The sequence below is a fragment of the Corallococcus caeni genome (assembly GCF_036245865.1).
GTDB lineage: Bacteria > Myxococcota > Myxococcia > Myxococcales > Myxococcaceae > Corallococcus > Corallococcus caeni.
In genome coordinates this window covers 151,546-172,712 of sequence record NZ_BTTW01000006.1, presented here as the reverse complement: position 1 = coordinate 172,712, position 21,167 = coordinate 151,546, and the positions used below count along the sequence as shown (strand labels likewise).

Here is a 21,167-nt window from a genome sequence, read left to right as displayed (position 1 = left end):
GCGGGCGGCGAGATGCAGGCGGAAGGCTCCCCCGGGCTGCGGCAGTCGGCGCGCTACCTGGCCGCGCTGCTGCGGCTGCTCAAGCCCGCGTGGGGCTCGCTCGCGAGGAGCGCGCTCCTGGGTCCGGTCATCACGCTGCTCTGCCTGATTCCGCCCTTCCTCACGCGGCTCTTGTTCGACCACGTGTCGTCGCCGCAGGACCTGGGGCTCCTGCACGTGCTGGTGCTGAGCATCCTCGCCGCGTCGGTGGCGGCGGCGCTCGCGGAGACGCTGCTGGGCTATTACTCCGCGTACCTGACCGTGAAGCTGGAGAGCTCCTCGGCGCTCTACCTCTTCAACCACCTGCAGCACCTGCCGGACCGCTTCTTCTCCCGGCGTCAGGTGGGGGAGCTCACCAGCCGCTTCGATGACGCGAAGGCGGGCATGGCCCTGGTGCTGGGGCTGCTCCGGCTCGTCTTCTCGCAGCTCACCTTCCTGCTCGTCATCCCGTTCACGCTCGCGTCGCTCCACTGGGAGCTGGCGCTGGCGGCCCTGGCCACGCTGCCCTTCGTGGTGGCGGTGCCGCTGTTCATGGGGCGCGCCATGGGCAGCGCGTGGCAGGAGGTGATGGGTGTGCACGGTGCGCTCAGCGCGCTCCAGGTGGAGACGCTGCGGCAGAGCCGCACGACGAAGGTGCTGGCGCTGGAGCCGTTCGTCTACCAGCGCGCGGCGGGGCTCATGCGGTCCGTGCTGCGGGCGCACCTGCGGGCCCATGGGGTGGAGGGGCTGCTGCGGCTGTTCGAGCGCTCGGTGGAGGCCGCGCAGACGGCGCTGTTCACCTGGCTGGGCTGGCGGCTCATCCTCCAGGGCAAGCTGACGCTGGGCGGCTTCGTGGCCTTCGTGGCGTATGCCGCGTACCTGCGCGGGCCGGTCATCGAGGCCATCGCCTTCGTCACCAGCCTCCAGCAGCGCGGCGTGCACCTGCGCCGCTTCTTCGAGTACCTGCACGAGACGCCGGAGCAGGACCCGGCCCGCTCGCTGACGGCCCCGGCCCCGCTGGGACAGCGGCTCTCCGGAGGGGTGGAGCTGGAGGCCGTGTCCTTCGGCTACCTGCCGGAGCAGGACGTGCTGCGCGAGGTGAGCGCGCGCGTCCCGCCCGGCGCGGTGGTGACCATCGTCGGCTCCAGCGGCTCCGGCAAGACGACGCTCGCGCGGCTGCTGACGCGGCTGGAGGAGCCGGGCCGGGGGCGCGTGCTGTACGACGGGCAGGACGCGCGGACGCTGGAGCTGTCCGACCTGCGCCGGCAGCTCGCGGTGGTGTGGCAGGACGTGGAGCTGTACCACGGCACCGTGCGCGACAACCTCACCCTGGGCCTGTCCGACGTGAGCGAGGAGGACCTGCGGCAGGCGGTGCGGCTGTGCGCGCTGGAGCCCGTCCTCGCGGCGCTGCCCCAGGGCTACGACACGCCGGTGGCCGAGGCGGGCGCCAGCCTCTCCGGCGGACAGCGGCAGCGGCTGGCGTTGGCCCGGGCGGTGCTCCGCGACGCGCCGGTGCTGCTACTGGACGAAGCCACCTCGCAGCTCGACGTGGAGACGGAGTCCGCCATCGTGAGGGGGCTGCTCGCGCGGGCCCGGGAGCGTGGACAGACGGTGCTGTTCATCACGCACCGGCTGGCCAACGCGCCGCTGGCCGACGAGGTGTGGATGCTCGCCGGAGGACGGCTGGTGGGCCGGGGTCCGCACGCGGAACTGCTCGCGCGCTGCGCGCCGTACCAGCGGCTGTTCCGCGCGGGCATGGGCGAGGCGGACGCCGCCTAGCGCGGACGGAGAACCATGGCGAACGAGCTTCCACGCCCCACCGCGCCGCCGCTGCCCTCGACGCTGCCCCTGCTGGAGGACCCCGACCACGCGGGCCTCTTCGTCGTGCGGCGGATTGGCACCCTCACGTTCGTGCTCCTCGTGGTGCTGGGCGCGGGGATGGCGCTCGCGGGCTCGCTCGTGCATCTCACCGTGTCCGTCCCGGATGCCATCCCGCCCCGCACGGAGTCCGTGTCCCTGGGCACCTATGTGATGCGGCAGCTCCAGCACTGGAAGCCTTCGCGGGCGGGAGGCAGCGCCCCGTGAAGAAGGTGGGCATCATCGACAGCGGCGTGGAGGTGGCCTTCCTGCGCGAGCACTCGCTGCGGCTCGCGGGAGCGGCCTCCTTCACGCTCGACCTGGACGCGCAGGTGCTGGAGGCGCGCGTCTACGAACGGGAGGAGCTGGAGGCGTGGCGGGCCGGCGCGAGCGCGCTGGACCTGGAGGACACGCACGGACACGGCACGGCCGTGCTGAGCATCCTCCACGACCAGGTCCGTCCCTGGCCGGACGTGGAGCTCTACGTGGCCCGCGTCCTCGACCAGAACGTGCGCGGGCACTCGCTGTGCCTCGTGGAGGCGCTGGGGTGGATGCTGGATGAGGTGGGCGTGGACGTGCTCAACCTGAGCCTGGGCACGACCCACCGCGCGCTGGAGGCGCCCATGCGCGAAGTCACGGACCGCGCGGCGGCACGGGGCGCCATCATCGCCAGCGCCGCGGGCGGAGTGCCCACCCTGCCCTCGCAGCTGGAGTCGGTGGTGTCCGTGGGCGACCCCGCCCTCATGGAGCGCGTGGGCGCGGACGTGAAGGTGGACCACGTCGTGAAGGAGCGGGAGGTGAGGCTCTACATGGGCGGCCGCTGGATGCAGGTTCCCATGACGACCAGCTTCGCCTGCCCGGTGGCGGTGGCCGGGGTGCTGCGCGACGGCCCTCCACCGGCCTGGCGGCGCAAGCAGGGCTGAGCGCCACCTGGGGCCTTTACTGCGTGGGCTGGCCCTGCGGTGGGGGCTGCGCCACTTCCAGGGAGACGTCGCCCAGGTCCAGCACCTCACCGTCCTTCACCTTCAGCGGCTTGCGCAGGCGTCCCTGGGACGGGCCGCCCAGGATGACGAGGACGCGGTCGCCCGCGCGAACGCCCGGGAGGGAGAAGCGGCCCTCCGCGTCCGGGGCGTGCTCTGGGGAGGGCGGTTCGCCTTCGATGAAGATGAACGCGTCGGTAATGGGCGCCTTCGTGGCCGCGTTCACCACCCGGCCCTTCACGGTGGCGGGCTCCGTCAGGGGGATGTCCACTTCGAGCACCGCGCCCGTGCCGGGAGAGGCCAGGACCTCTCCCACGGATCCATCCACCGTGCGCGCCGTCAGCTTCACGGGCTCCGGCGGGACGTCGCGCAGCTCGAAGCGATCTCCAGAGAACTCCCAGGGGCCCTCTCCCCGCGGGAGGAATCCCTTCTGGAGTTGGAGCGACAGGGAGAAGCCCCGGACGGGTTCGCCCTTGCGCACCACGCGACCGCGGAGGAAAGCGGAAGGCCGCAACCGCACCACCACCTCCTGCTCGGCGGTCACGGGCACGGGCTCGCTGGAGCGTCCGCCGTTGCGCGCGTCCAGCATCACGCGGCGATTGGCGGGGAGCGCCGTGCGGGAGAGGGGGATGACGAAGCGTCCCTCCTCATCCGTGGGCGTCATCGTCAGGGGAATGCCCTGGCCCTCCACCCCCGTGAGGGTGATGAAGGCGCGGGGAGAGGGCGAGCCGTCCGGCTCCAGGACGACGCCCCGGTATTCGTTCACGTCGCGCTGCTCCTCCCACGTGAGCTCGACCTGGACCGTCCGTCCCGCCTCCACGCGCACGGGCTTGCGCTGTCCCTGAAGGAAGCGGCCGCGCGCCGTGAGCAGGAGCGTGTAGTTCCCTGCAGGAAGGACCATCCGGAAGACGCCTTCCGCGTCCACCCCGGACTGGCCCACGTCCGGGGCCACGCTTCGAGTCGACTCATCCGCCAGGGCCGTCACATCCAGCGGCACGTCCAGGTGGGAGTCCCGGGCCACGCGCACCACGCCCTCCACGGTGCCCGTGCCCTCCAGCGTGAAGTCCGCCCGGGCCGTGCCGTTCGCCTCCACGGAGACGGTCTGGCGGGCGCCCACCGTCGAGCCCTCGTGGCGCGCGGAGAGCGACAGGCGGCCCGTGGCGAGCCCTTCGATCCGATAGTGGCCATCCGCGTCGGTGCGCGCCTCGATGGGCTTCGCGTCCGCGCCACCGCTCCAGCGGTTGACGCCCGAGATGCGGGCCGCCGCCACCGGGGCGCCGTTGCTGTCGCGCACCTGGCCCTCCACCGCGCCGGCGCGAGAGAGCCTGAACTCCACGGGGAAGCGCTCGCCCTGGGTGACCGTCAGCCCGCGGCGCAAGGCAGGCGAGAAGCCGGTGGCGTTCACGCGGGCGTCGTAGCTGCCGGGAGCGAGCCCGCGCACGAGGAAGTGTCCCTCCGCGTCCGACACGGCGACGCCGGGGTCTCCGTCCCCGCCCGAAGGACTGACATCGACGCGAGCCCCCGCCACCGGTCCACCGGAGGGCTCCTCCACCACGCGCCCCTCCAGCACCGCACCCGGTCCCAGTTGGATCCGCACGTCGCGCACGGTGCTGCCCGCGGCGCAGAGGACTGGCAGGTCGAGCGCGCCGGACTCCTCGCCGCGCCGCGCGGACAGGGGGTGGACGCCGGGCTCGACTTCCACGGAGAACCCGCCCTGCGCGCCCGTCGTCACCACCTGGGAGGGATTGCCGCCCACCCGCACCTCTGCGTCCGCGGCCGGGAGGCCCTTCGCGTCCACGACGAAGCCCTCGATGACGCTCGCCAGCCGGAGCGCCAGCGTCAGTGGGCCCTCGGTGGGAATGCGCAGGCGGTTCATCACCTCGCGCGCGTAGCCGGGGGCGCGGGCCTCCAGCAGGTAGGCACCGGGGGCGAGCCCGTCGATGCGGAAGCTCCCGCGCTCGTCGCTCGTCGCATAGACGCGCTCGTCGTCGGGAGCGTCGGCGCGCTGCCAGGCCTCCAGCTCGCGGGCGTGCGCCGTGAGGACGATCTCCACGAGCGGCAGCGGTTCATTCGAGCCGCGCACCACCGTGCGACCCGTGAGTGATTGCGCGGGCTCCAGGGAGATCCGCAGCGCCGTGCGCGACTCGCCATGCGGGCGCACCACGTCGCGCAGGAGTGGCGCCAGGCCCGGGACGCGCACCGCCACCAGGTAGCGGCCGGGGCCGGAGGCCAGCAGGACGTGTCCCTTCGGATCCGTGAGGCCGGAGCCCATCAACGTCCACGCGGACGCTCGCGAGCCCGTTGCGTAGAGCCGCACGGTGGTCCCGGGCGAAGGCTTCCCGCCCGCGAGGACCTCCACGTCCAGGACGCCCTCCGCCTCGACCGGGGATTGCGCCGCCGGGAGCGTGCCGTCCTTCACGTGCCCGGAGTCCTTCGGCATGGATCCGGGGCTCGTGGAGGGCTTCGGCGCGAGTGTGGCTTCCGCGCTGCCCGCCGGAGCATCCGATCCGCCGGAGCGCAGGGCCCAGAACAGCACGAGGCCGCACGCGACCAGGACCGCCACGCCACCGATGAGCCACCTGCGCATGCCCGCCATCCTCACCCCCGCCTCCATGGGGGCACCGACCCCAGTATCACCCGAAGCCGCGTGCACGTCCCGCATCAGCCATCCCGCCCCAGGGCTTGGTGCTCCAGCACGAAGCGACCAACCAGGTACCTGGAGGACGAAGCCTGATTCCGAGACAGGTTCACGCAGGGAGCTGGCAACGACAGGCTCCCGGTCGGCGACGCTCCGCGAAAAGCTGTCCGACTGTCGGACAGGGCTGGTCCCTGGCCGGATGCGGCGACCGGTCCGACTGTCGGACAAGTTTGGAACCGCGTCGGGCGGGAGGTGTCCCGCAAGCGGCGCTCCGCATGAACCTGTCCGACTGTCGGACCGGTTTGAAACCGCGCTGGGCAGGTCTGCCTCCTCGCGGTCGCGGGAGCCGGTCCGACTGTCGGACAGGTTTGGAACAGCTTCGGGCGGAGGTGTCCCGGAGCTTCGAGACAGGACAGTGCTTCGGGTCCGTTCAGGGTCCTGTGCTGGATGCTTCCGGGCTCCAGGTGACAGGTGCCGCACAGGGCTTCGTGGGTCGTTGGGCGTGCCCTTGGCCGCGTGAGAAACTTTCTCCATGGCTGACATGCTGCCCACGGACGCAGCTCCTCCAGGCGGTCTCGACCGCCGCCGGTTCCTGACGTGGCTGGTGGCTTCGCCCACGTTGATGATCGCGGCGCGGTGCGGGCTCGACCTTCCCTCGGCCCAGGCCGCGGAGTCCGCAGCGATGGAGGAGACGTCGCTCAACCTCTACGTCGCCGTCCGGACCGATGGGCGCGTCGTCGCCACCCTGCCCCGCACGGAGATGGGCCAGGGCATCACCACCGCCGTGGCCATGCTCGTCGCCGAGGAGCTCGACACGGGCCTGGATGCCGTGGACGTGTCCACCGCCGACGCGGATCCCCGCTGGCTCATCCAGCTGACCGGGCTGTCCTCCACGATGCGCTACCTGGCCGGTCCGCTCCGCGCAGCCGCCGCGGAGGCCCGGGCCCGGCTGGTCACTGCCGCCGCGCACCGCTGGCGGGTGCTGGCCCTCACCCTCACCACCGCGCAGGGCGAGGTCCGCGCTCCCGACGGCCGACGGCTCGGCTACGGCGAGCTGGCCGAGGACGCCGCACGCGTCCTGCTGCCGGAGGTCTCCCCACTGCCGAAATCTCCGGCTGAATACACCGTCGTCGGTCAGCCCACGGGGCGTGTCGACGCACGGGCCATCGTCACCGGCGAGGCGCGGTACACCCTGGACCTCGACATCCCGGGCGCGGTGCCCACGGTCGTGGCGCGGCCTCCCACGCTGCGCGGCACGGTCCAGTCCTTCAATGCCTCCACCGCCCGCGCGATGCCCGGCGTCGTGGGCGTGGTGCAGCTTCCGTCCGGCGTGGCGGTGGCGGCCCGGACGTTCGCGCAGGCCTTCGCGGCTCGCGACGCGTTGCAGGTCACCTGGGCACCGGGACCCGCCAGCCACCTCTCCGACGCCGACATCCGCGTCCGGCTGCGTGACGCCATCGGGCCCCGGCCGCTGCCGCCATTGCTCACGACGCGAGTCGTGGAGGGGCGCTTCGACTTCCCCTACCTCGCGCACGCGCCCATGGAGACACAGAGCTGCGTGGCCCGCGTGACGGGCGACGTCGCGGAGGTCTGGTCCGGCGTCCAGGACCCGAAGTTCGCGCGGAGCCAGGTCGCCGCGGCGCTCGGCTGGGCGCTCACTCCACAGCGGGTCACGGTGCATCCCATCCGCGCCGGGGGCGGCTTCGGCCGGCGCTTCTTCACCGAGGCCGCCGTCGAGGCCGCGCTCATCTCCCGGGCGCTCGGGCATCCGGTGAAGCTGATGTGGAGCCGCAACGATGACATGCGCCACGGCCACTACCGGCCCGCCAGCCACCACCGCATCCTGGCCTCGCTGGGTCCGGGCGGCTCCATCCTCGGCTGGCATCACCGCGCCGCCATCCCCACCGTGGAGTTCCCCCACGGCTTCGGAGACCTGCTCACCTCGCTGCTCGGTCAGGTCCTGCCGAACGTCACCAGCGCGGTGTTCTTCGCGCTGACCCAGCACGTGCCCTACCAGTTCGGCTGGGTCGCGCAGGAACTGGCCGAAGTGCCGCTCCCCATTCCCACCGCCTCCTTCCGCTCCGTCTTCACCAGCCAGGTGGGCGTGGCCAACGAGGTCTTCGTCGACCAGCTGGCCCGCGAGCTCCAGCGGGACCCCGTGGAGCTGCGGCGTTCCCGCCTCACGTCCCGACGGCTCAAGGCCGTGTTGGACCGGGTGGTGCAAGAAGGCGCCTGGGGCCGCGCGCTGCCATCCGGGGTCGCGCAAGGCGTCGCCGTGCTGGAGGAGTGGGACAGCGCCATCGCCCACCTCGTGGAGGTGGACGTCACCAGCGGGACGCCGCGCGTGCTGCGCGTGGTCATCGCCGCGGACGTGGGCCTGCCCATCAACCCGAAGGGCATCGAAGCGCAGCTCCAAGGCGCCGCGCTGGACGCGATGTCCACCACGCTGAGCGCGGGGCTCCACATCGACGCGGGCGCCGTGCGCGAGGGCAGCTTCGCGGACTACCGGTGGCTGCGAATGAAGCACGCGCCCGCCTCCATCCAGGTGCACCTGGTGCGCTCCGACGACCGCGTGGGCGGCGTGGGAGAGCTGGGCTACCCCAGCGCGGCGGCGGCCCTGACCAACGCCATCGCCCGGGCGACGGGCGCCATGCCCACCCGCTTCCCCATCCTCGACGAGGGAGCCTGACCATGCCGGCCCATCAATTCATGCTCAACGGTCAGCCGGTGTCGGTGGAATCGCCCGCGGACCTGCCCCTGCTGTGGGTGCTCCGCGACGTGCTGGGCGTCACGGGCCCCAAGTACGGCTGCGGCGTGGGCGTCTGCGGCGCGTGCACCAGCCACCTGGACGGCGAGGCCTTCCGCCCCTGCCTCCACCCCGTGGGCGAAGTCGCGGGCCGCGAGGTGAGGACCATCGAGGGCCTCGCGGACGCGACCGGACTGCACCCGGTGCAGCAGGCGTGGATCGCCGAGGACGTGGCCCAGTGCGGCTTCTGCCAGCCGGGGCAGATCATGGCCGCCGTCGCGCTGCTGCGGAAGAACCCCCAGCCGACCGACGCGGACATCGACGCGGCCATGAGCGACAACGTCTGCCGCTGCGGCACCTACGTCCGCATCCGCTCCGCCATCCACCGCGCCGCGCTGCTCTTGCGGAAGGGAGCGAGCCTCCCGGATAGGTGAGCCGCGCCGCCGTCAAGAAACCCCTGCCGGGTGGTGGGCATTGGCGGGGCCTCGTCGAATCGGGTTCCCACTTCCCGGGGTCAATGGCAGACAGGGAGCCCATGCGGTCCCGCTCCTTCCACGTCCTCCTCCTGTTGTGTACGGCACTCGTGTCAGGCTCTGCCTGCGTGGGCATGAAGCCCGTTCCCCTCCCACCGGAGGCCGCGGCTTCACCGTGGAAGTACGCACGCGTGGGAGACCGCGTCGAGTACGACTTCGGCAGCAGCTTCTTCAATCCCTACATCCCCTTCGACGTCCTCGCCTTCTTCCAGGGGAAGATCCGCGAGGAGCCCCGGGGACGTTCGAACCAGGTCGAGGGCCGGATGGCGTTGGAGGTCGTGGCCGTGAGGCCTCCGTGGGCGTGGCTCGCCATCACCTTCACGGACGACCAGGGCCGTCCCCACCCCCATCGCGCGCTCGCCCAGGCCCAGGTGCTGCCCATGCGGATGGAGGAGTCGCGGCCGCGCCCACCCTTCGAGCCCACGGACGGCACCGTCACGCAGGAGCGGTACGCCGCCGGAGGACAGACGTGGGACGCCCGGCGCATCGTGGAGGACTCCCGCGTCAGCGATGGCTCGCTGGAGGTCCGCGTCCACGCCATGGTGCCCGGGCCGCTGTACCTCACCCAGGGCCTGCTCGAAGCCAGCAGCAGTCCCTCCGGGATGGGAGAAAGCGTCTCCTTTCACCTCAAGCTCCATTCCTTCCGTCAGGGCACCCTCGCCGCTGGAGAGGTCCCCACCCTGAAGCACCCCCTGGGCCCGGGCACCTGGTACGACGTGGTGAAGACGGATGACGGCGAGCCCCCGAAGCTGCACCGCTACTGCATGAGCGCGGAGCGCGGTCAGCTGCTGACGACGAAGTGGACGGGCACCCCGGGCACGGCGCCTCCCTGCGGCGACTTCCAGGGTGCGTCCAGCTTCTCGCTGGCAGAGGCCCTGCTCGGCGTCATCGACCAGGCCGCGACCGTGTTTCCCGGGTGGCCGCCCGTCCCGGGCAAGGTCACGTCCACGCGCAGGGAGACGGTCACCCTGGGCTCGCACGTGATCCCCGCCAGGGTCTGTACGCAGTCGTTTGGCCAGCAAGACCCCTCCGACGCCATCTCACAGAAGGTCCAGTACCCGGAGGACCCGTGGGGTGCCGAACTCGACGGCCTCTCCACCTGGGCACGCTTCAACGCCCTGGCGGAGAGCCGCTATTTCGGCCCGACCCGGGATGCGCGTCAGCTTGAGTACTCCACGGCCCTGGGCGACTGGGGCATCTGGTGGAAGGATGGCGGGAACTGACGCCGCCACGCCTGGAGACCGGCTCGCGTCCGGGGCGTCAGGGTGCCCGCGGACGCCAGAGCGCCACGGCCGCGAGCCCCATCCAGCCAAGGACAGACAGGGCCAGGCCCAGGCGGAAGCTCAGCGGGTGGTAGTCGAAGCGGACCGTGTGGAGGCCTCGCGGAACCCGCACGGCGCGCAGCACCAGGTCCGCCCGGTGGATGGGCACCTCCTGCCCGTCCACGGTCGCGGTCCAACCCGGGTAGTGGCTGTCGGACACGACGAGGTAGCTCTCGTCGCAGGCATCCACCTTCAACTCCAGGTGCCGCGCGCCCTGGCGCACCCACGCCACGGAGCCCGTGCACTCGGGCCGCTCCAGCGGCGCGCCCGAAGCGAGGAAGGCCGTGTGCCGGAAGGGCTGAGAGACATCCTCCACCGCCGCGAGCGCCTGGGCATCCGTCACCACGCGGGCGCGCTGCACCAGGAAGGCGCGCGGCAGCGCGGTGCTCGAGCGCGACAGGGTGGTGCCGTCGTCCGCCGTGTTGAGCAGCTCCAGGTCGTCGAAAGGAGGTGGCCCCTGGCGCAGGTAGTGGGTGATGCCCACGAGGTCGTAGAGGGGGCGCTGGCCCGCTTCATGGAAGACATCCGAGAACAGGGGCTCGGGGGCGCCGAAGCCCTCCAGCGCGGGCAGGCGCTCCTCGACGAAGCGGTTGGGGATGAGCCGTTCGAGGCTGCGCTCGATGGTGTCCCCCTTGCCCGCGCGCGTCGGGTCCTCGGGGCTCCGGATGTCCACGCTGATGCGGCCCGGGAGGGGCTGGGGCAGGAAGACGCTCAGGGAGAAGGGCCGCAGCAGCGTTTTCAGGGGCGTGTACTGCGGCCGGCCCAGCAGCGCGTGTGACGCCGCCACCTCCAGCACCGCGAGCATCGCGACGCCCTGCCGCACCCGGCGGGGCCGTGCGAAGCCGCCGCGAGGCCAGAGCACCACGAGCGCGGCCAATCCCAGACACAGGGGCACCCAGGGGGCTCCCGCTTCGGCGGAGGCCCGCATGGACAGAAGGCGGGCCACGGGCCCGATGGCGGCCATTGCGCCCACCATGCCCACGAATGCCACGGCCGCGCGCGTGCGCGAAGGGCGAAGGCGCCGCGCGAGCCGGCCCAGCGCGTCCACCCCGAAGGCGGACAGCACGGACACGCAGAGCGCGGCCCCCACGAAGTACTTCACCGGGTAGCGGAAGAGGGAGAACGGGGGCACGTGCAGCAGCACCCAGGCCGCGGGCGCGAAGTGACGGCCCAGGCTCAGCGCCACGAGCACGAGCGCGCCCACCGCGAAGGGCCGGGCACGCCGGGGCCCCCGCACGGCACCCAGCACCGCGAACGCGCAGGGCAGCGTCCCCAGGAAGAGGCTGAGGATGAACCACTGGTCTTCCCCCCAGTAGCTGCCCCGGGGCCAGTCCGCGAGCGGCCACAGCGCGGACAGCACCTGAGGCCACGACGTGGACCAGACGAGCCGCCAGGGCCAGTCGCCCTGCATGCGGAGGGAGCTCCGCGCGAACTCGGCGGTGGGCAGGAGCGCCACCCCGGCGAGCAGCCCCGACAGCGCGAGCCCCCCCGTCACACGCGCCACCGCGCGCACGCGAGCCCCCGTCACCCGCCGGGGCGCGAAGCCCGCCACCAGCACCGCGACCAGCCCCTGCCACAGCGTGGTCTCCGGCGAACCCGCGAACAGGGACAGCGCCCCGTACACCGCCAGCCTCGCCAGGGGCCCGCGCCCCGGGCGGTGGGTGGCGTCGAGCGCGGCGCCCAGGATGAGGCCGCTCCAGGCGGCGGCGTCGACCAGGTTCTGCTGGGTGCCCAGCCGGGTCATCATCGTCGACAGCCCGAACGTGGCGCCCGCGACGACGGCCGCGGGCCAGGAGGCGCGCAGCTTCCGGCACAGCAGGAACACGCCCACCGCCGCGAGCGCGACGTGCGCCAGCTGCATCACCGTCATGGACACAATGGGGCCCGTGAGCAGCACGGCGGCCCAGCGCGGCGGGTAATACACCTGCGAATAGAGGGTCGCCGCGAACGGCTGACCCAGGCGCGGGTAGGGGTTCCACAGCGGCACTTCACCGGCGCGCAGCGACTCCAGCAGGAAGGCCGAGTCCGGGATGAAGATGCGGAACAGGTCCCGGCCCGCGAGCAGGTGCCCGCCCAGCACCGGCCAGTAGACGAAGGCGAGCAGCGCCAGCAGCCCCACGACGGTGGGAAGCCCTGCCCGTCCTCGCGCTCGCGGCGTCGTCATGCCGGCGGCATCGTAGGGCGAACGCCGCCGCGTCAGTAGACGTACGGCGTCTTGCGCGCCCACTCCGTCTTGCCGTAGCGCTTGTGGAGCCAGGAGAAGGCCTTCTTCGCCTCCGGGGTGTTCTGGCCGCAGCCCCGTTTGCTGGAGCGGACCGCGCGGAACAGCGCGATGGGCGAGCGCGGGTCCTCCGGGTGCGCCTTCGCCCAGTCCAGCGCGACGTTGGAGAAGAAGGCGACGGAGGAGCCCGCCACGTTGAGGGCCTTCCACTCCGCGGTGGCGTCCGCCTGCTCCTCCGGGCTCGCGACCGGCAGCGGCCCCGGAGTCCCCGGCGGGTCCGCGAGGTACTCCGGTCCCGGCATGCACCACCCGTTCCGGAACCAGCTCAGGTCCTCGGTCAGGTCGAGCGCCGGGGCGACATCCGCCAGACGGTCCCTGCCGGGCTGAAGCCTCGCGGAGACAGCCGGCAACCCCATGAGCAGCAGCCGCGCGTCGAAGAGGCGCTCCTCCAGCGTGGGCCGCCCCACGATGGCCAGCAGCTCCGCGCGCGCCTTGGGCTCGGCTTCCGCGAGCGCGAGCGCCTGGGCCTTGAGGTTCGCGTCATCCCCCACCACGGCGGCGCGGGCGAACACGGCCCACGACAGCTGCCGGCGCAGCGCGGGGCTCAGGCCGGGCAGCGCGACCCACTCGCGCAGCCGGCGCGTGGGGACATGGGACTCCAGGTAGCGCGCCCGCTCGGAGCTGAGCCCCATGGGGGCGGTCTCGGGCGCCTGGGCATTCCAGTCCTGGTGCGGGGTCGACTCCTCGTCGACCACGAGCTGGGCCGCGTTGCGCAGCGCCTCATCCCAGCTGTTCGCCAGGTGCAGCCGCTCCTCCCGCAGGAGGTTGTCCGTGGAGGCCTGGTCGCGCACCAGGGTCAGGGGGATGGCGTCCAGCCGCGCCCGGGCCTCCGCCAGCTGGCCCCGCTCCCGCAGCAACTGCACGGAGCGCCACGCGAGCGTCATGCCCGCGGGGGCGTCCACCGGCACCTTCGCCGCGTCCGCGAGCAGCGCGGGCACCTCCGGCGCGTCCGCGCGAGCCGCCAGCAGCGCGAGCACGAGCCAGGGCGTGTGCGCGGTCTTCTTCCAGCGGGCCACGGCGGTCTCGAAGGCCTTCGCCGGCCCCGGCCCCATCGGCGCGCCGTCGTCGCCGTTGGGGGGGATGGACATGAGCTGGAGCCACTCGAAGAGCTCCGCCGCCCGGGGCTTCAGCCCCGGGCAGGTGACCTCGGCGCCGTCCACGGCGGGCCCGGTCGAGATGCCGGCCAGCTCCGACTGCAGCGCGGAGCCCGTCCCCTTCTCCAGCACCCGCGAGAACAGCTCACAGCGCCAGGTCCCCGGCGAGAACCGCCAGCGCACGACGGACAGCAGGCGCCGCGCGGGCCCGTGGACCTCCCGCAGCTTCGGATCCGCGAGCACCTTCTGGATGGCCTCCTCCGCCCGCGTGAAGCGCGCCAGCGTGGTGGCCTCATCCACGCTCGGCGGATACCCCTCTCCATCGGGAAGCCCGAACAGCGCCTGGCGCAGGCGGGTGCGCGCCACGAGGTACACCGCGAGGACGCGATAGGGGGACTCCGCGGAGCCGGAGATGGCCTGGAAGGCCTGCGCCGCCGCGTCGAAGTTCCCGCAGTACAGGAGCATGGCCGCGGCCTGGTAGTCGCGCTCGGCCTGACGGCGGGCCTTCTCGCGGGGCGTCAGCGCCTCCACGAAGCCCGGCTCCGGATCGGACGGGGTACAGCCTTCGCCGAAGACCTGGTCCTGGTTCTCCACCCACTCGGTCAGCAGCGCCGGGCGCTGCTTCCACTCCCGCGCGAGCGCGCGCGCAGTGCTCGCGGCGTGCAGGAAGGCATCGCTGTGGATCCGGGAGTACTGGGCGTAGCCATTGTCCCCCATGAACTTCAGCTCGCGTGTTTCCAGGGCGGGCACCACCTCCTTCCGGGCGGCGCTCCATTGCTGGCTGGCCCACTCCGCGTCGGACCAGCCCGCGTAGTAGTGGGGCTCCGCCAACCGCCAGCCGGTCACCAGGTGCTTCTGCTCGTCCGCCGTGGTGGGGATGCCCATCATCGTGCGCCAGGCATAGGCAAGGTAGCCCTGATCATAGGTGCGGCGAATCACCCCCAGGCGCCCGGCGGCGAAGCTGTCGAAGGGCCGGTCGGGATTGTCGCTGACCTGGAAGCGGGGCCCTGGGCCGAAGTCGGGCCCGCAGGCGTCGGCGATGATGGGAGGCAGCAGGACCGCGAGGCCCACGAGCCCCAGGACTGTTCTTGCGTTCTTCATGACTGGGTCTCCGCCACGGCGCGAGCGAACGCCTCGAGCGTCCACGGCCGGGGGTTGAAGAGATAGAGGGTCGAGACGCCGGGAGGAACGGGCCCCCACTCGTCCACCGCCAGGCCCATGCTGCCGGAGCACGGGGGCGGCAGGCCGCGCGAGAACCGCGCACGCCAGACCGGGGCATCCGGCCCCATGCGGAAGAGCTGCGGCACCACTTCATCCACGGGCGCCCGGGCAATCCAGCCCCCGGGCACGCACCACGACGCGAGCCCCGTGATGGACAGCGACATGCCCGGAGGCAGGCGCGTGCGCAGCCGCTGGAGCAGGTCGACGTAGGTGTCGGACTCCGACGCGCGGGCATCGAAGTCGAGCTGCAACGCCGTCACGTCATGGCGGCGCGCGAGCACGTCCAGGCGCTGGGCCAGGTCCTCCAGGCGCTCGGGGTTGAAGCGCGCGAGCGAGTTCCCCGGGACCATCTGCAACCGCACCGTGGCCTTCAACGCGACGCCCGGAGGAACGCGCAGCGGCTGCCGGCGGGGCAGCTCATGGACGTCGTCATCCGTGAGGTCGAGCGTCGCGAGCAGGAAGGCGACGTCCACCGCGCGGCCCTCCAGGAAGCGCAGGTCCTCCGGCCGCTCCCAGGCCCAGAGGACCAGGCGGGGCGGCGGACCGGGTATCACCGGCGTGGACGCGGACAGCGGCAGGCACAGCAGCGCGAGGACGAGGGTGGCCAGCAGGCCGCGCCGTGGGCCGGGTGCCGCATGCGGGAGGGAGCGTTCGGGGAGCATCGCGGCCAGGGAGCCACGGCCGGGCACCCTGCCCGGCCGACGTGGCGACATTTAGCAACCCCCGCGCCAGCCGCCCATGCCCCCCCGGGTTCCCTCAGGGATGGGCCGCTGGGATGAACGCGCGCACCTCCGCGATCACCTGCCCCGCCGTGTCCTCGAAGAAGAAGTGGTTGGCGTTGGGAAGCCCGACCGTCCGGTGTCTGGGGAAGACCTTCTCGAAGCGCTCGGTGTCACTCTTTGGGAAGCCCTGGTCCAGGTGCGCCCAGAAGAGGAGGGCCTCCTTGTCGGCCAGGCGCGGCAGGCCCGCCTCGACCTCCTGGAAGTACGCCGTCGCGGCGGTGATCTGCCCAGGATAGAAGGCCGCGATGCCCCGGCGCTCCAGTGGGACGAAGGGCTGGAGATAGGTCTCCAGGACGTCCGTGGGCATTGCGTGCACCACGCCGTTCTGGAGGCCGAAGGACGCGAAGCCGTTGAAGTTCAGCTGGAGGAACTCGCCCACGGGGCCACCAGCGATGACGGAGAAGATGCCGCGCGGCTCACCCGTGCTCGTGGGCCAGGCCCAGGTGCTGCCCAGCACCACGCGCTTCACGAGCTCCGGCCGGCGCCCCGCGAAGCCCAGGCCAATCGGGCCGCCCCAGTCCTGCATGACCAGCGTCACGTCACGCAGCTGGAGCTGCTCGGCGAACTCCTCCACGACCAGGCTCTGCTCCCGGGGCGTGAAGCCAAAGCCCGCCGGAGCCTCCGACAGGCCGAAGCCGGGGTAGTCGAGCGCGATGCAGCGGTACGAGCCGCGCAGCCCGCGGATCAGCTCGCGCCACTGGTAGGACCAGGCGGGATTGCCGTGAAGGAAGAGCAGCGTCTCCCCCTGCCCTTGCTCCACGTAGTGGATGCGCGCGCCGCTCGGCAGCGTGATGAACCGGGAGCCCGCGTCCGCCAGCTCGCGCACCGGAGATGCGCGCTCGCTCGACACCGCCCGGACGACGCCCACGACCTCCAGCACGCCCAGCAACAGGAGCGCGGCGCTGCCCACGCGCGACCACCGGGGACGGTCCACGAAGCGCGCGACCAGCCAGGACGCCGCGACAGCGCCACCGAGCAGCGCGGGCGCCGCCGCGAGCACCAGCCCTTCGGGTCCCTGCACCGCCATGCCGACAAGGACCAGCACCGCGAACCCGACGAGCACCGCCGCCAGCATGAGCCGGGGACGCGACGTCCGCCCCACGAGCACGGGATACAGGAAGGCCGCGGCGACGCAGACGAGCAGACACGCGGGCGCGACGACCGCGAAGCGAAGCGCCGGGAAGAAGCCGATGCCACGGACGTGCGGAGCCAGGAGCACGGCGAGGGTCGCGAGGCACACGAGGGGAACGGAGGCGGCCCACCCGGCCCGAAGCAGATGGAAGGGCCGGGAGCGCGTCGCTGTCGATGGAGTGTTCATGGAGGTGTCCTTTCTCCACGCATGGGTAGTCCCGCGACGCTGGACGTTCCATGTGCGAAGCTCCGTGTTTCTCGTCCAATCGTCCGAAGGGAGCGCTCAAGATGGACGTCCTGGCGGATTCGCTTCGCAGCCTGCGGTTGAAGACGGAGGTGTACGGCCGGCTGGAGCTGAGCGCGCCGTGGGGCATCAAGCTCGACCTGGGGCTCCCGGGCTTCTTCCACGCGGTGTCTCGCGGTAGCTGCTGGCTGGAGGTGGAGGGCCAGCGCCTCGCGCTCGCGGCGGGCGACTGGGTCTTCATCCTGGGCAGCGCGCCCCACGCATTGCGCGACGCACCCCGCACGCGCACGCGCCCCCTGCCGGAGCTCTACGAGGAGACGGGTGCCCGGTGTGGCGGCGTCCTGCGCCACGGCGGAGACGGGCTCCAGACGACGCTCATCTCCTTCAGCTTCGGGTTCGCGGGGGCGTGGCTCGACCGGCTCCTCGCGGGCCTGCCCCGGGTGCTGCACGTCCGGGGCGACGGGAGCGGCTCCACGCGTCAGGTGGAGTCCGTCATCCAGCTCGTCGCCGCGGAGATGGAAGCCGGGCGGCCCGGGCACGAGCTCGTCGCCACGCGGCTGGCGGACGTCCTGTTCATCCACGCGCTGCGCATGCACGTGGAGGCGTTCCCCGAAGGCAAGGGCGGCTGGCTGAGGGCGCTGGAGGACCCGCAGCTGGGCCGCGTCCTGCAACAACTGCATGAGCGGCCCCAGCACCCGTGGACGGTGGAGGCCATGGCGAAGCTGGCCAGCATGTCGCGCTCGACGTTCGCGGCGCGCTTCCAGCAGGTCCTTGGCGAAAGCCCCCTGACGTACCTGACGCAGTGGCGGATGCACACCGCCACGCGGCTGATGGCGGAGAGCGATGCGTCCATGAGCGCCATCGCGGAGGCCGTGGGCTACGAGACGGACAGCGCCTTCGGCAAGGCCTTCAAGCGGCACGTGGGCCACACGCCCGCCGCCTGGCGCCGCAAGCTCCACCCGGAGCCCATCACTTCCCGGCCTTGACCCCCAGCATGCGCAGCGCCAGCTCCGCGTGCAGGTCCGCCAGCGCCTCCACGTCGAGCGCGGGCGTGGGCTCGAACCAGTAGGGCAGCCGCAGCCCCATGGCGGAGATGGCCGCGGCGACGACGCCCGCGTTCGGCACGGAGAACACGCCCTGCGCGCGCCCCCGCTCGATGACCGCGAGCAGCAGGGCCGACGACTGCTCCCGCAGCGCCAGCGAAGGCGCCGCCAGCTCCGGCGGCAGGGCATGGATTTCGTCGTTCACCACCACGGCCAGCTGCGGATGGTTCGCGTGCAGCTGCGTGTGCGCCCGGACCAGGGCCCGGAGCTGCTCCACTGGCTTCGCCCCCGCGCCGAGCAGCGCCGTGCGCAAGCCCTCGTGGTGCGCCTCATGCCCCAGGCGCACCAGCTCCGCGAGTACGTGCTCCTTGGAGGGGAAGTGCGCGTAGAGCGCGCTGGGCCGAAGCTCCAGCTCCTTCGCCAGGTCCCGGATGGACGCGTCGTGGAAGCCCCGGCTCGCGAAGAGCTGGAGCGCGGTCTCAAGGATGCGGCGACGCGTGCCATCGGCCGACGCCGAGGCCGGAAGCACCGCCTTGCGCGCGCGAAGCCGGGAGGGAGACGAGGACGCCATGGGGGCCACCTTGAAAAACGAACGGTCGTTCAGCTACGGTTCCACCTGCCCTGGAAGCGTAGTCCAACCCCATGCTGAACGGTCGTTCATCCGACGATGCCCACGTTCTCCCTTCCCGACGGCGTCACCCTGCACTTCCAGGAGTCCGGCGAGGGGGCGCCCGTGCTGCTCCTCCACGGGCTGGGTTCGTCGGGCAGCGACTGGGAGCTGGTGGCGCCCCGGCTGTCGGCGCACCACCGCGTGCTCATTCCGGACGCACGGGGCCATGGCCAGAGCGACAAGCCCGCGGGTGCATACGGCGTGGCCCTCTTCGCCCGCGACATCGCCGCGCTGTGCGACGGGATGGGGCTGTCCCAGGTGCACGTCGTCGGGCTGTCCATGGGCGGGATGATGGGCTTCCAGCTGGCGGTGGACCGGCCGGACCTGGTGCGCAGCCTGACCGTGGTCAACAGCGGGCCGGACATGGTGGCGCGCACGCTGCGCCGGAAGCTGGAGTTCGCGGCGCGCCTGCTGGTGCTGCGCTTCCTGGGCCCCCGGGAGCTGGCGAAGCGCATCGCCCCGAAGCTGTTCCCCAAGCCGGAGCAGGAGGACCTGCGCCGCCGGGCCATTGAATCCCTGGGCGCCAACGCGCCGGACGTGTACCTGCGCGCGACGCGGGGACTGGCCGGATGGAGCGTCCTGGACCGGCTGAAGGACATCACCTGTCCCGTGCTCGTGCTGCACTCCGAACGGGACTACACGCCGCTGTCCACGAAGCAGGCCTATGCGGGCCAGCTCGCGGACGCATGGCTCCATGTGCTGACGGATTCCGGGCATGCCGCGCCCGTGGATCAACCCGGACAGGTCGCCGACGTGGTGGAGAGGTTCCTCCGGGAGGTCGAGTCACCCGGGCGCATGGCGCGTCCTGGCTGAAGCAGGAGGCAGACACATGTCGGTGACTCGGAAGGTCCAGGCCATGTCACGCATGGCGGTGGGGCTGTGCGCGCTGTTCGCGGTGCTGGCGGCCACGCCGGCCCATGCGGGCGAGTGGGTCCACGGCGTCTATACGAACGTCTGGGGCACCCGGAGCTTCCAGCTCTGGGTCCCCACCGGCTACCAGCCCGGCGAGCCGCTGCCGCTCGTCGTCGGGCTGCATGGCTGTCTTCAGAACCCGGATCAGTTCGCCGGCCTCACGCGGCTGAACGCGAAGGCGGACGTGGAGCGGTTCCTGGTGCTCTATCCCAACCAGGCGATGTTCGCGAACGGCACCCAGTGCTGGAACTTCATGTTCTCCTCCAACCAGGAGCGGGGCATTGGCGAGCCGTCACTCATCGTCGGCATGGTGGACTGGGTGAAGGACCACTACGCCGTGGACTCACGCCGCGTCTACCTGGGCGGCGTCTCCGCGGGCGCGGTGATGACCAGCATCTTGATGGCCTGCTACTCGGATGTGTTCACCGCGGGCATGGTGGGCGCGGGCGCCATGTACAAGGCGGCCACCACGGCGTCCGGCAGCCTCTACGCCATGACCTTCGGCAGCATCTACTCGCCGGATGACCGGGGTTACGACGCGTGGGCGTGCTCGGGCAAGCCGCGCCGGAAGGTGCCGGTGCTCGTGGTGCACGGCACGGCGGACGACGTCGTCAATCCCATCAATGGACAGCAGACCGCGCGCCAGTTCCTCCAGACCAATGACTACGGCGACGACGGCGCGAACAACAACAGCGTGTCCAACACCCCGGCCCGGGTGACGTCCGCTGTTTCACCCGGCGGCCGCAAGTACACCGTGAGGGATTACGTCTCCAACGGCGTGCTCCTGGTCCAGCACGTCGAAATCCAGGGCATGGGGCACGCGTGGCCCGGCGGTGACGGTGCCTTCCCGTTCGCGGACCCCGCGGGTCCCGACGGCACCACCCTCATGTGGGACTTCTTCAAGCAACACTCCCGCTGAGCGCGGCCCGTCCGGCGACTCCAGGACTACCCGGGAAGCCGTGGACAGCATGTCCACCGCCATGCTGAGTTTCGAGGCAAAGGCACGCATCCCCCGCCCGCTCGCCCCGAGACGCCTGGACCATGTCCTTCTTCGAAGTGCTCTCCCCGGTTCCACGGAAGATGGACATGGGGGGTGACCTCCCCCTGCGCTTCGAAACCCGTCCGCTCGTCGGACAGGTGGTGTGGCCGCTGCTCGGGTTCGTGCTGCTCGTCGTGCTGCCCGGTGCGTACGCGCTGGACCAGGGCCTGTCCCTGGCCCTGCTGCGCGAGCAATGGATGCTGCCGCTGGTGGGCGTCCTGGGCCTGTTCGTGACCGGGACGCGCATCGTGCGGTGCCTGACGACCCGGCTGGAGGTGGTGGTGACGGCCTCGGAGGTGTCGCTGCGCGGCGCCGGAGCGCTGAGCGCCTTCACCTGGAACGAACCCCTGGCCCACTACGTCAGCCTCGACTGCGAGCGGCGCCACCACCCGGACTGGATTGGCGCGCAGGACGAGTACGGCATCGCGCTGACCCACCGGAAGGACCCCGAGCGCAACGTCGTCGTGCACTGGAGCCGCGACTCCCGGCGCTTCGAGGACCGGCTCGCGCGCTACGCCCAGCTCCTCCGGCTCCCCGTCCGTCAGGAGCAGCGCGCGCCCGTCGCGCAGCCGCGCGTCGCCCGGAGGTGACCGCTTCCGCTGACGCGTCGGATGTTTCCGACGCCTCTTGACGCGTCGGACATTCCCGACATATCA

Annotated in this window: 16 protein-coding genes; 10 read left to right on the top strand and 6 right to left on the bottom strand. The window is 72.1% G+C overall.

Annotated elements, in window-relative coordinates; translation table 11 throughout:
* The first annotated feature begins 12 nt into the window (after positions 1 to 12).
* From AABA78_RS25035 to AABA78_RS25025, 3 genes are read left to right on the top strand one after another with little or no spacing between them, the layout of a single operon-like run.
* Complete coding sequence (locus AABA78_RS25035) at positions 13 to 1,797, top strand: peptidase domain-containing ABC transporter (protein ID WP_338266472.1); 1,785 nt, start codon at positions 13 to 15, stop codon at positions 1,795 to 1,797.
* Between the two features lie 15 nt (positions 1,798 to 1,812).
* Positions 1,813 to 2,103 (top strand): hypothetical protein, encoded by a 291-nt coding sequence (locus AABA78_RS25030; RefSeq protein WP_338266471.1) that lies wholly within the window; start codon positions 1,813 to 1,815, stop codon positions 2,101 to 2,103.
* Positions 2,100 to 2,798 carry a S8/S53 family peptidase gene (locus AABA78_RS25025; protein ID WP_338266470.1) on the top strand — a complete coding sequence of 233 codons (699 nt, stop codon included), beginning with the start codon at positions 2,100 to 2,102 and terminating at the stop codon, positions 2,796 to 2,798. Before AABA78_RS25030 ends, AABA78_RS25025 begins: the two co-directional genes overlap by 4 nt.
* 16 nt (positions 2,799 to 2,814) lie before the next feature.
* On the opposite strand, the gene AABA78_RS25020 is transcribed toward AABA78_RS25025, so the two are convergent.
* Positions 2,815 to 5,442: a carboxypeptidase regulatory-like domain-containing protein gene (locus AABA78_RS25020; RefSeq protein WP_338266469.1), complete on the bottom strand. Its 2,628-nt coding sequence runs from the start codon at positions 5,440 to 5,442 to the stop codon at positions 2,815 to 2,817.
* Between the two features lie 583 nt (positions 5,443 to 6,025).
* Between AABA78_RS25020 and AABA78_RS25015 the strand changes: the two genes are divergently transcribed.
* The 3 genes from AABA78_RS25015 to AABA78_RS25005 all read left to right on the top strand — a co-directional run bounded on the left by AABA78_RS25015 (position 6,026) and on the right by AABA78_RS25005 (position 9,995).
* Positions 6,026 to 8,182: a xanthine dehydrogenase family protein molybdopterin-binding subunit gene (locus AABA78_RS25015; protein ID WP_338266468.1), complete on the top strand. Its 2,157-nt coding sequence runs from the start codon at positions 6,026 to 6,028 to the stop codon at positions 8,180 to 8,182.
* Between the two features lie 2 nt (positions 8,183 to 8,184).
* Positions 8,185 to 8,673 (top strand): (2Fe-2S)-binding protein, encoded by a 489-nt coding sequence (locus AABA78_RS25010; RefSeq protein ID WP_338266466.1) that lies wholly within the window; start codon positions 8,185 to 8,187, stop codon positions 8,671 to 8,673.
* 83 nt (positions 8,674 to 8,756) lie between these two features.
* A complete protein-coding gene (locus tag AABA78_RS25005; protein ID WP_440588513.1) occupies positions 8,757 to 9,995 on the top strand; it encodes a DUF6068 family protein in 1,239 nt (412 codons plus the stop codon).
* A 37-nt stretch (positions 9,996 to 10,032) separates the two neighbouring features.
* Here AABA78_RS25005 and AABA78_RS25000 read toward each other — a convergent pair whose 3' ends face one another.
* From AABA78_RS25000 to AABA78_RS24985, 4 genes are all read right to left on the bottom strand, one after another.
* Positions 10,033 to 12,258 (bottom strand): YfhO family protein, encoded by a 2,226-nt coding sequence (locus AABA78_RS25000; protein WP_338266463.1) that lies wholly within the window; start codon positions 12,256 to 12,258, stop codon positions 10,033 to 10,035.
* Positions 12,259 to 12,290: 32 nt separating this feature from the next.
* Positions 12,291 to 14,570 carry a hypothetical protein gene (locus AABA78_RS24995; protein ID WP_338266461.1) on the bottom strand — a complete coding sequence of 760 codons (2,280 nt, stop codon included), beginning with the start codon at positions 14,568 to 14,570 and terminating at the stop codon, positions 12,291 to 12,293.
* The gene (locus tag AABA78_RS24990; RefSeq protein WP_338266460.1) at positions 14,567 to 15,352 is read right to left on the bottom strand and encodes a hypothetical protein; all 786 of its coding nucleotides are present in this window, start codon (positions 15,350 to 15,352) and stop codon (positions 14,567 to 14,569) included. The genes AABA78_RS24995 and AABA78_RS24990 overlap by 4 nt, the downstream gene beginning before the upstream one ends.
* 94 nt (positions 15,353 to 15,446) lie before the next feature.
* Positions 15,447 to 16,790, bottom strand: coding sequence for an alpha/beta fold hydrolase (locus tag AABA78_RS24985; RefSeq protein WP_338266458.1), 1,344 nt, complete (start codon positions 16,788 to 16,790; stop codon positions 15,447 to 15,449).
* Positions 16,791 to 16,891: 101 nt separating this feature from the next.
* Here AABA78_RS24985 and AABA78_RS24980 point away from each other — a divergent pair, with 101 nt between their 5' ends.
* Positions 16,892 to 17,833, top strand: coding sequence for an AraC family transcriptional regulator (locus tag AABA78_RS24980; protein WP_338266456.1), 942 nt, complete (start codon positions 16,892 to 16,894; stop codon positions 17,831 to 17,833).
* On the opposite strand, the gene AABA78_RS24975 is transcribed toward AABA78_RS24980, so the two are convergent.
* Entirely contained in the window at positions 17,817 to 18,461 is a 645-nt protein-coding gene (locus AABA78_RS24975) for a TetR/AcrR family transcriptional regulator (RefSeq protein ID WP_338266455.1), read from the bottom strand. The genes AABA78_RS24980 and AABA78_RS24975 overlap by 17 nt on opposite strands.
* Before the next feature lie 96 nt (positions 18,462 to 18,557).
* Between AABA78_RS24975 and AABA78_RS24970 the strand changes: the two genes are divergently transcribed.
* From AABA78_RS24970 to AABA78_RS24960, 3 genes are all read left to right on the top strand, one after another.
* Positions 18,558 to 19,373: an alpha/beta fold hydrolase gene (locus AABA78_RS24970; RefSeq protein ID WP_338266453.1), complete on the top strand. Its 816-nt coding sequence runs from the start codon at positions 18,558 to 18,560 to the stop codon at positions 19,371 to 19,373.
* Between the two features lie 16 nt (positions 19,374 to 19,389).
* Positions 19,390 to 20,391: an extracellular catalytic domain type 1 short-chain-length polyhydroxyalkanoate depolymerase gene (locus AABA78_RS24965; protein ID WP_338266452.1), complete on the top strand. Its 1,002-nt coding sequence runs from the start codon at positions 19,390 to 19,392 to the stop codon at positions 20,389 to 20,391.
* Between the two features lie 167 nt (positions 20,392 to 20,558).
* Positions 20,559 to 21,101, top strand: a complete 543-nt coding sequence (locus AABA78_RS24960; RefSeq protein WP_338266451.1) for a hypothetical protein — start codon at positions 20,559 to 20,561, stop codon at positions 21,099 to 21,101.
* Positions 21,102 to 21,167: the final 66 nt, after the last annotated feature.